9 protein-coding genes and 1 pseudogene are annotated in these 9,694 nt (G+C 66.4%); 8 read left to right on the top strand and 2 right to left on the bottom strand.

The window, feature by feature from the left end:
• Nucleotides 1-285 precede the first annotated feature (285 nt).
• The 8 genes from QP941_RS11405 (at nucleotide 286) to QP941_RS11370 (ending at nucleotide 7,684) form a co-directional block, all read left to right on the top strand.
• Nucleotides 286-684: a hypothetical protein gene (locus tag QP941_RS11405; protein ID WP_284844495.1), complete on the top strand. Its 399-nt coding sequence runs from the start codon at nucleotides 286-288 to the stop codon at nucleotides 682-684.
• Nucleotides 681-899: a hypothetical protein gene (locus QP941_RS11400; RefSeq protein ID WP_284868995.1), complete on the top strand. Its 219-nt coding sequence runs from the start codon at nucleotides 681-683 to the stop codon at nucleotides 897-899. Before QP941_RS11405 ends, QP941_RS11400 begins: the two co-directional genes overlap by 4 nt.
• Nucleotides 896-1,939 (top strand): ABC transporter ATP-binding protein, encoded by a 1,044-nt coding sequence (locus QP941_RS11395; protein ID WP_284868994.1) that lies wholly within the window; start codon nucleotides 896-898, stop codon nucleotides 1,937-1,939. Before QP941_RS11400 ends, QP941_RS11395 begins: the two co-directional genes overlap by 4 nt.
• Complete coding sequence (locus QP941_RS11390; RefSeq protein ID WP_005325973.1) at nucleotides 1,936-2,688, top strand: ABC transporter permease; 753 nt, start codon at nucleotides 1,936-1,938, stop codon at nucleotides 2,686-2,688. The genes QP941_RS11395 and QP941_RS11390 overlap by 4 nt, the downstream gene beginning before the upstream one ends.
• Entirely contained in the window at nucleotides 2,685-3,422 is a 738-nt protein-coding gene (locus QP941_RS11385; RefSeq protein WP_005325972.1) for an ABC transporter permease, read from the top strand. The genes QP941_RS11390 and QP941_RS11385 overlap by 4 nt, the downstream gene beginning before the upstream one ends.
• Before the next feature lie 73 nt (nucleotides 3,423-3,495).
• The gene (locus QP941_RS11380) at nucleotides 3,496-4,179 is read left to right on the top strand and encodes a class I SAM-dependent methyltransferase (RefSeq protein WP_034668635.1); all 684 of its coding nucleotides are present in this window, start codon (nucleotides 3,496-3,498) and stop codon (nucleotides 4,177-4,179) included.
• Complete coding sequence (locus QP941_RS11375) at nucleotides 4,176-5,954, top strand: ABC transporter ATP-binding protein (RefSeq protein ID WP_179387189.1); 1,779 nt, start codon at nucleotides 4,176-4,178, stop codon at nucleotides 5,952-5,954. Before QP941_RS11380 ends, QP941_RS11375 begins: the two co-directional genes overlap by 4 nt.
• On the top strand, nucleotides 5,951-7,684 hold the full coding sequence (locus QP941_RS11370; protein WP_284769408.1) for an ABC transporter ATP-binding protein: 1,734 nt from the start codon (nucleotides 5,951-5,953) through the stop codon (nucleotides 7,682-7,684). Before QP941_RS11375 ends, QP941_RS11370 begins: the two co-directional genes overlap by 4 nt.
• Nucleotides 7,685-7,878: 194 nt before the next feature.
• Here the strand turns inward: QP941_RS11370 and QP941_RS11365 are convergent, their stop codons facing one another.
• On the bottom strand, nucleotides 7,879-8,442 hold the full coding sequence (locus QP941_RS11365; RefSeq protein ID WP_284767204.1) for an esterase/lipase family protein: 564 nt from the start codon (nucleotides 8,440-8,442) through the stop codon (nucleotides 7,879-7,881).
• 315 nt (nucleotides 8,443-8,757) lie between these two features.
• Nucleotides 8,758-9,694, bottom strand: a pseudogene (locus QP941_RS11360) (IS110 family RNA-guided transposase); the annotation flags it as partial.

Raw genomic sequence — 9,694 nt, 5'->3', positions numbered from 1 at the left:
ATAGCCCGCCCAATCGGGTGGACAGACTATGAATCTTCGGTGCCCTGAGGTGGAACTGCTAACAACGAAATGGGGGGGAGCGGGGGCAAAGTCAATAATTCGAGTCTGGCATAAGTAGATAAGGATTGCCTAACCTAATACTGTTTCAAGTTATGTTCCCGATCGGGAATCGGCAACGGAAGCGAGGCGGCGACGATGAACAGAAAACGTGGATCGACCAGAGAACCCCTCTCCGGAGGGGGAGTCGGGGACGCGGGCCCGGACGGGACGGGCGACGGCGACGCCGTGGCATCGCAGACGGACGATGGGCGGTTGGTACACGTCGCACCGGTCGCAGCGGGTGGCCGACCATCCACCCGCGATATGCTCGGCGGCGCCATCGTCGAAGTGCGGCGCAACCCGGTGTCGTCGCAAAGCGGAATCGGCTACGAATGCCCGGACATCGACGTCGTACGCGAGGTGTGCCCCTCGATCCTCGGATATTCCTACCACGTCGCCTTCGATGCTCTCCCCGATGAGTCGGTGGAGAAGATCCGCACGTCGAGACTGTACGCGATGCCCGTCGTCTCCGGTCTGCTCGCCCGTCTCGGGGCGGCCGTGACGTCGCGGAAGGCGCGGGCGATGCGGGGTCGGCGGCCGAGACAACCGTCGTCCGGGCGACTGGCCCGGGTTCCTACAAAATGACCGCGGCCATTGCCGCCGCCACCGTTGCGTCGGTCGCGGGGAAGCCGGTCGCGCCGGGGTGCCGGGATCTCGTCGGCCACCCCCGGCTCCTCGAACCGGTCCTCGCCTTCGCCCGCGATGCGGGCATCCATATCGAAACGCCGCATGACAACCCGACCACGGGGCCACTGCCGGCAGCGGCCCAATGCGACACTAAAGAAAAGGAGAAACGATGACGGATCAAGCTGAACGGGGTGCGGCGATCGTCGTCCGCGACCTCACGAAGAGCTACCCGATTGCGGGCAAAGCCGGCACCGCGCCCGAAGGCGGGGCAGGTGCTCCGCCGGACGGCGGGCGTAAGGGAAAGCGCGGCGCCCGGATGCGCAAGCATGTGCTCGACGGCGTGAGTTTCACCGTGCCCGCCGGGTCGATCGTGTCGTTCCTCGGCCACAACGGCGCAGGCAAGACCACCCTCATCCGAATCCTGTCGACGCTCATCACCGCAGACTCCGGCGAGGTGAGCATCTTCTCGCGCGATGTGAAAGAGGATCCGGCGGGCGTGCGCGCCGACATTGCCACCACCGGCCAATTCGCGGCGATCGACGAGAACCTCACCGGCCGGGAGAACCTGGAGTTCTTCGGGCGTCTGCGCGGACTCGACCGCGCCGACGCGGCCGCCCGCGCGACGGAACTGCTCGCGCAATTCTCGCTCGCGGACAGTGCCTCGACGTTGGCGTCGGCCTATTCGGGTGGCATGCGGCGCCGCCTCGACATCGCCGCGTCGCTGTGCGTCGTGCCCAGGTTGCTGTTCCTCGACGAACCCACGACGGGGCTGGACCCGGTCAGCCGCGAAGAGTTGTGGGGCTTCATCCGGCAACTGCGGGACGACGGAATGACCCTGGTGCTGACCACCCAGTACCTGGAAGAGGCGGAGGCGCTGGCAGACCACGTCCATCTGCTCAAGGACCGCCGCATCGTCGCCAGCGGAACGCCGGAGGAATTGCGTCGCGACTTCGGGTCGCACGTGCTCCGCGTGTCCTTCGCCACCGCCGCCGAGGCGGAGGCATTCGCCCGCTGCCTAAGGGGAGCGTGTCTGGACCGCGCCCGCGTCGCGGGGAAGTTGGTGTCCCTCGACGTCGACCCCGGACCGCAGGTCCTCGAGGCGGTGGCGCGGGCGATGGAGGCCTCGGAAGCGTTGCCGGATTCGCTGAGCGTGTCGCCGCCCACCCTCAACGAGGTGTTCATATCGATGAACGCGGGGGGTGCGGCGCGATGAGTGCGACGTCGGTCGCGGCGTTCCTCCGTCGGGATCTGCTGCTGTTGCGACGCAACACCGCGTCGCTGATCTCCATGTTCGTCGTTCCTCCCCTCTTCCTGCTGTGCCTGTACGCGGTGTTTGGGTACTCGGCAGGGCAATCCGGCTTCGGGTACCTGCGTTTCGTGCTCGGCGGCTGCCTGTTCCAGGCGGCGATGTTCACCGCCGCGGCGTCGGCGATGGCGGTGGGACAGGACGTCGAATCCGGGCTCGTCGACCGTGTGCGCGTGTTGCCCGGGGCCACGGGCGGCTATGTCGCCGGCAGGCTCGCCACCGATGTGCTGCGGATGTCCGCGTCGATCGCGGCGCTGCTGATCGTCGCGTGGGCCTGTGGCCTCGACATGGCTCTCGGTGACGTCGCGTGGACAGTCCTGTGGTCACTGCTCGCCGCCGCGGTCCTGTCCCTGGTCACGGACGGGGTGATCCTGATGGTGCCCGCTCCGGTGTCGACGGCCTCATCGATCCAGGCGCTGGAAATGCTGCTGCTCATGTTCTCCACCGCGTTCATTCCGACGACCGCTGTGGACGGCTCCCTGCGCGACATCGTGCGCCACATGCCTTTTTCGCCGGTGATCGAGGTGATCAGGGCGGCGTCCCCGGGCGCCTTCCCGAATCACGCCGGGGAAGAGGCCGCCCTGTGGCTCGGTGTCGCGACGGTCGTCGGAATCGTCCTGTTCATCCGCCTGTTCACCTCGAGGAGCGAATCATGATCGACGCCATTTTCGTGCATCTGCGGCGCATCGTCCACACTTGGCTGCGGCGCCCTGACTTCTGGTTCATGACGTTCATTGCTCCGCTCGTGTACCTGTTCATCGTCAACCGCATGTTCGGTAGCCTGGTCAGGCAGCTCACCGGAGAGTTCGAACTCCGGAACGCGGTTATCCTTGTCGTAACGGCGTGGGCGTTCATCTTGGCCATCACGGGATCGTCCACCGTGTTCGTTGAACGCAGCAATGGCCTCCACGAGCGGTTGATCACAATGCCGGCACCGTACGCGGCCGTGCCGACCGCACGGATAATCGCCGAGTTCATCCGGATCATGGCGATGACGATCGTCGTCGCGGCGGTGGCCGCCTTGCTTTCCGACGGCCCCCTGGAGGTGTCCTGGTGGTGGAGGATCACGGTGACCGGCGCGATGGTTGCCGCGGCGGCCGCATGCACCGGCACGTACATCGCGTTCTCCATCACCAGCCCCCAGGGATCCGTGGCCCTTATCCCGTTGATAATCGTTGCGATGTTCGTCAACACGGTGCTCATGCCCGCCGACCACTTCCGTCCCCTCCTGCGCGGAATCGCCGGGCACACCCCCGTATCCGCGGCCGGCGAGGCCGTCAACGGTACCGGGGCTGCGGGTCTGGTGGTCTGCGCGGCCTGGTTCTTTGGTATCGCCGTGCTCGCGGCGTGGGGCATCGCCGTGAAAACGAGGCCGGGGGAGTCTGCATGACGGCCCGCAAATCCGAGCATCTAACCCGAAACCGCCGCGTGGACGCGGCCCACACACCCGGAGACAGAACCAGATGAAGTCGATCGCCCAGATCGTCCAGAACAACCGCAGGCTCCTCGCGGCCTACGAGGACAAGGTCCAGCCGAGGTTCCTAAGCCGCTATGCGCGCGAACCGATGGACGCCGCCGCCGTGTACCGGAAGCTCCGTGCGCTGGATCCCGGGCCGGATGCGCCGGCCCGGGTCCTCGACCTCGGTTGCGGAACCGGGTGGCTCGCCCGCACGCTCGCCGCTGAGTCTCGCTATCGCAGGGCGAACATCGTCGGCTACGACCTGTCGCCCAATGCGATCCGCATCGCCCGCGAACGCGCCGCCGCCGACGGGCTCGGGGCCCGGACGGAATTCCACGTTGCCGACATCCTCACGCCGCTCGCGGGAGAGCCCGGCGGGGCCTGTGAAATCTGGGTGTGTGGCGCGCTCCACCAAATGAAGGATGCGGGAGCCGCGCTCGGCAGGGTCTCCGGGCTGCTCGCCGACGGCGGCATCGCTTACGTGCAGACGTTCGTCGAGGATCCCGACGTGAACGAGCGGGTCGACATGGCCGTCATGGCGAAGATGGGCCACCGGGTGTTCCGGGGCAGCGAGCTCGAGGACCTCGCCGAAGCCAACGGGCTGAAGCTGGACGGAGCCTCACGCGCCGGCATGGTGTATTTCTGCACTCTCGCGAAGAAAAGCGCGATCGGGGAGGCGGGGAAGTGAGCGCCGTGGACGGGACCGTCGGCCCGTGGTCGCTGCTCGCCCCGATCCGGACCCGGATGCGTGCGGTGGTCGCGTTGTCCGTCCTGTCGTCGGTGGCTACCGTCGCTTCGCTGGTCGGCATCATCGACATCGCGATGACGTACCCGGAGGCCCCGGTGCATCGGACGTGGTTGGCCGTGGTTGTCATCGTCGTCGCCGCGACGGTGCGAATGGCTGCGGACGGCGCCGCCGGCATGCTCTCGCACCGGGCGGATAACGACCTGCAGCTCTACCTCCGGCGCCGGTTGGTTGCCCATATCCGGAAGCTGCCGCTGGGTTGGCTGGACGCCCGGCGCTCGTCGGGGATCATCGGGTCGGTTGAGAAGGACGTCGCGGCCGTCCACCAGCTCATGGGCCACACCGTCGGCGAGACCGTGGTGGCGGTGCTGGTTCCCCTGCTTTCCCTCATCGCGCTCGTCGCGGTCGATTGGCGGATCGCGGCGGTGGCGGTCGTCCCGGTGCTGGTCACCTTCGCCCTGATGGGCGTGATGATTTCGCGCGGAGCCGGTCTTCAGCGCGACTACGAGCGAGCCTCTGAAAAAGTGACGGCTGCGGTCATCGAGTTGGTGCGCGGCATCCCGGTGATGAAGTCCTTCGGACGCGCCAGCCAGGGCGCGGGCCGCTACGATGCTGCGGCGTCGTCGTTCGTCCGCGCGTGGTCCGCCTGGTCCCGGCAGTCGAACATCTATCTCGGGCTCATCGACGTGGTGACGTCCCCGATCACGGTCCTCGCAGTGGTGTGCGGCGCCGGCCTCGCTTTGAGGGACACCGCGGGCGGCAAACCGGAGGGTCTCGTCGCCGGGCTGGTTCTCGGCCTTGGACTCTCCGCGGCGATCGTGAGGGTGGCTATGAACTCCGAACCCATCATCGCGGGGATCGCCGCCCTGAAGTCCATCGCGGAGGTGCTGGGCACGCCGCCGATCACCGAGTCCGCCGAGCCGGTGCCCGTGCACGGAGGCGCGCTCGAGGTCCGGAACCTGGTCTTCTCCTACGGGGATGGGCCGCGGGTCCTCGACGGGATGTCCGCGACGTTCGAATCGGGGGCCCTCACGGCGCTGGTGGGACCCTCCGGTTCCGGAAAGTCCACCGTCGCCCGGCTGTTGGCGCGTTTCCACGACCCTGTCGAAGGCTCGGTGCTGCTGGGCGGCGACGATCTTCGCGACATCGCCGTGCGCGACGTGCACCGTTCGGTGTCGGTGGTGTTCCAGGATCCGCAGTTGCTCACGCTGCCCTTGCGGGAGAACATCCGGCTGGCCAGGAGAGACGCCACCGACGGCGAAATCATGGCGGCCGCGAAGCTCGCGAACCTCGATACGGTCATCGCGGCGCTGCCGAAGGGCCTGGATTCGGTGGTCAACGTCGACGTAACCTTTTCCGGTGGTGAGGCGCAGCGCGTGGCCATCGCGAGGTCGATTGTCACGGACGCGCCGGTGCTCATCTTCGACGAGGCAACCGCTTACGCGGATCCGGCTTCCGAGGCCCTCATTCAGTCCGCAATCGAGCGTTTGGCTCGTTCGCGGACGGTGATCGTGATTGCGCACAGATTGAGCACGATCCGCAACGCTGACCGCATCCTCGTTCTCGATGGGGGAGCGGTCGCGGAGGCGGGCACCCACGACGAGTTGCTTGCGCGCGGTGGTCGCTACCGGGATCTGTGGCGCGCGTTCGCCCTCGACGACGAACCATCCGCCCCGCGGGGCACTGAAGCAGACGATGAAAAGGCAGGGAACCGATGATCCGGGACTTGTGGTCGATGACGGATCGGCACTCGAAGATGACGCTGGCGTGGCTCATTGCGTTGGCCGCGCTTGCCGCGCTGGCACAGGGAGCGGCGTTCGTCGCGCTGCTGCCGCTGCTGTCGGCTCTGGCCGAGGGAGATGATGCGACGGCGTGGCGTTTCACCGGCGTCATCGCCGGCCTCGCGGCCGCCCATGCGGTGCTGTCCCTCGCCGCGGGGACGGTCGGCAGGGCGAATTCCGCAGCGGTGCTGTCGTCCCTGCTGCGTTCCCTGGGCGAACGCGTGCTGACGTTGCCACTCGGGTACGTCACCAAGTCCACGGCCGGCCGCTTTTCGGAGATGGCGTCTTCGGGCATGGCGTTCGCGGCGTCCGTGCCGCACGTGATCCTGCGGCCCGTCATCGCCGCTGTGGTTGCGCCGACCGTCATCGCTCTCGGAATTCTGGCGATGGATTGGCGCGTCGGGTTGGTTCTCGTCGCGTCGGCGCCGGTGCTCTTCTTCGCCTACCGGGCCATTGGCCGGGTCGGCGGGGAGTCGGACGAAGCGCATGCTGACGCCGTCGCTGCCGTCTCCGGCAGGCTGATCGAGTTCACCCGCGGCCAGCAGGTGATTCGCGCCGCGGGCGACGGTTCGGCGGCGGACGCGATGGTGGATGAGGCGATCCAGGCCCAACACGATGCGTTCGCGAAGGCGACGTCGACGCAAGGCGCGGCCATCGGACGGTTGGGCTCGGTCGTCCATGCGGTGTTCACGGCGGCGGTGGTCGTCGCCGTGGCGGTCGCCGCGACGGGCGGGATGTCACCGGCGCATTTGGCGCCGATGCTCATTGTGGTCGTCCAGTTCACCGGACCGATCACCACGGCGGGAGCGTTGTCCGGCGGTTTCGGCGCGGGCCGCAACACGTTGGCTGCGCTGCGTGACCTGCGGGCGATCCCCGCCCTTCCCGAGCCTGCCGCACCGGAGCTGCCCGACGGGCATGACGTGGAGTTCCGCGGCGTGAGCTTCGGGTACGGGGAGAAGAAGGTCCTCGACGGCGTCAGCTTCCGTGCGCCTCAGGGAGCGCTGGTCGCCATAGTGGGACCTTCGGGGGCGGGCAAGACGACGGTCATGCGGCTGCTGTCGCGGTTTCATGATCCGGACTCGGGGGAGATCCTCATTGGCGGGGTGCCCTTGCCTCGGATCGGCACCGACGGCGTGAACTCGCTGGTGACCCCGGTGTTCCAGGAGACGTTCCTCTTCGACGCGTCCGTGCGGGACAACGTGGTCTTCGCCGACCCCGGATTCGGTTCCGGGCCCGGCGACGGAGACCGCTTGCGCGAGGCCGCCCGGCGATCCGGGGTGGACCGCATCGTGGAGCTACTGCCTTCCGGGTGGGATAACCCGGTGGGGGAGGAGGGGACGCTGCTGTCGGGAGGCGAGCGGCAGCGCGTCGCCATCGCCCGGGCGCTTCTGAAGGATTCCCCGGTGGTGCTTTTCGACGAGCCGACGTCCTCGCTGGATGCGGCCACTGAGCGGGCGATTGTTGGCACGATGGAAGCGTTGCGCGGCGATCGCACCGTGATCGTCGTCGCCCATCGCCTGCACACCGTCCGCGATGCCGACCTCATCGTCGTGCTTTCGGAGGACGGGACGGTCGCAGAACGGGGCACGCACGATGAATTGCTGGCGAAGGGCGGCCGCTACGCCGAGTCGTGGACGTGCCGGACGGGAGGCTCCCCGGGCGCCTGATCCTCGTCCGTCGAGGACCATCGCTCCGGTCCGGTACCGGTGCAGTGGTCCCGCCACGCCGTCCCGGTCAGCGGGTCCTCGACGATGCCCTGGGCGACAGGGTCGTAATTGAAGCCGTAGTGCTCGGTGCGGTGGGCGGGGCACACGTCTTGGACGGTGATGTTGGTGACGCCGGGTTCCCGCACGAAGGAGTTTTAGTGGGGGAGCACGGCATTGTCGTGCCGCGTGCCCAGGAAGGTGTACCGCACGCCCGGTCGAGTGATGTCGCCGATGGTCAGCTCATTCAGCAGCATGGAACCGGAGATCTGCTGTTCCCAGGCAAGCGCGTTCGTTTTGCCGGCGTTTCGGGAGTATCCGTGGCGCATCTCGGGGTGGACGTCAAAGCGATCGGCTGCGCTGTGCGCCCGGGGCCCGTGGTTCGAGGCACCGGTACCGATGAGCTGTTCGACGACCCGGTCCCCGCCCAGCTCCCGGATGTAGTGGTGGGGCAGGGGTCCGCTGCCCTGCGAATACCCGACGAGGTTGACCGCCGGGGCTCCGGTCGCGGCCAGCACCCGGTCGACGACGGAATCCAGTGTTTTCGAGCTGTGGCGGATGTCGCCGCTGAACACGGCCCATTCGACGGGGTGTCCATCGACGACGAGCGGGTTGTCGGTGAACGTGTAGGCGCACAGCCCGGCCCGGGCGAGGCGGGACGCGAGGCCCGCCCATTTCGCGTAGGAGTCCTCCCCGGTCCCGGGAATGAGGATGACGGGCAATTCACCGTCCCGGGGCGGCACCGGAAGTCGTTGGTGCCGGGGGGCACCAGACCGGGCTTGGCCATGGACAGGGCCCGGGCGGCCGCGGGTGAGGTTTGCCGGCGGCTGGGCCACCGGTCGGGAAACCGCCGTCCGACAGCGACGAGGGGATTCTCGTCACCTCGTCGGGGTGTTCCTATATAGGTTGTCAACTCCGTGGGTGGGCTTGTTGGTGGTGTGAAGGGTTTCTGCTTCGTCTCGTAGATGTTGTTTTGGGTACCTTGAGGAGCCGGTTGGGCTTGCTGTGCAATCGGCTTGGATGGGGGTCTGGTGGCTTTAGGCTGCTGCGGCCTTCTGGATTGTGGGGATGTCTCGGTAGTGCTCGCCTTTTCGCATCATGGCGAAGAGGACGTTGAGGCGTCGGCGTGCGAGTGCGACGACTGCGGCGTTGTGTCTTTTGTCTTCTTTGCGTTTTCGTTCATAGAATTGCCGGGAACGCTCGTGGAATCTGATCGATGCAAAAGACGATTGCCATAGGGCGTTCTTTAATTTTTGTTGCCAGCGCGGTTGGGCGATTCGACATAATGGACGTTCCCGACTGAGTCGTCCGCAGTGATAGGCCTGCATAGGACGCTAGGTGCGCTGCATCGGGGAAGTCGGACATATCGCCAACAGTCATGAGGATCTGTGCTGCGCTACGTGGGCCGATGCCGGGCATGGATAAAAGAATCTCGGTTTGAGGAATGTCTTGAATGAGCTTGAGTACCTGTGCTTCTATTTCCTTGCGATGTGCTAGTTTGGCCAGTGCGTCTTTGGCGGACATTGCTACGCTAAGTTCGGGGTATTCTGCGCCGGCAATGGACACGGTCTGTGTGTGGATGGCAGCAAGCATGGCATGGATGACAGGCTCGGGATTGCGCGCTTTGTGACTGCGCGCAAAGGCTGCTAGGCGTGTTTTACCGATGCGTCGAATCTTGGTGGGGCCGCCGTATTTTGCAAGTAGGTGGAGGATCCATTTTCGGTGAATCATCTGTCCGTGCAGGACATGTTCGAAGGCAGGATTGGTTCCCACGAGCGCGGATCGCATCTGGTTAATTAGGCGTGTGTAGGCTCGGGCGAGGTCTTCGTCGATACCGTTGAGAACTTTTGGCTGGGTAAAGACTTCCTCAACGCGGTCGACGCTGCGCAGGGCGTCTGGAAGGTTAAGACCGGCATGGGCGATGACGTAGGCGTCGCGTACATCGGTCTTGGAGTTGCCGACGTGGATGCGAGA

Origin of the sequence: Corynebacterium sp. MSK150, from assembly GCF_030229215.1 — a bacterium.
Taxonomy (GTDB): domain Bacteria; phylum Actinomycetota; class Actinomycetes; order Mycobacteriales; family Mycobacteriaceae; genus Corynebacterium.
This window is presented reverse-complemented; position numbering and strand designations above follow the sequence as displayed.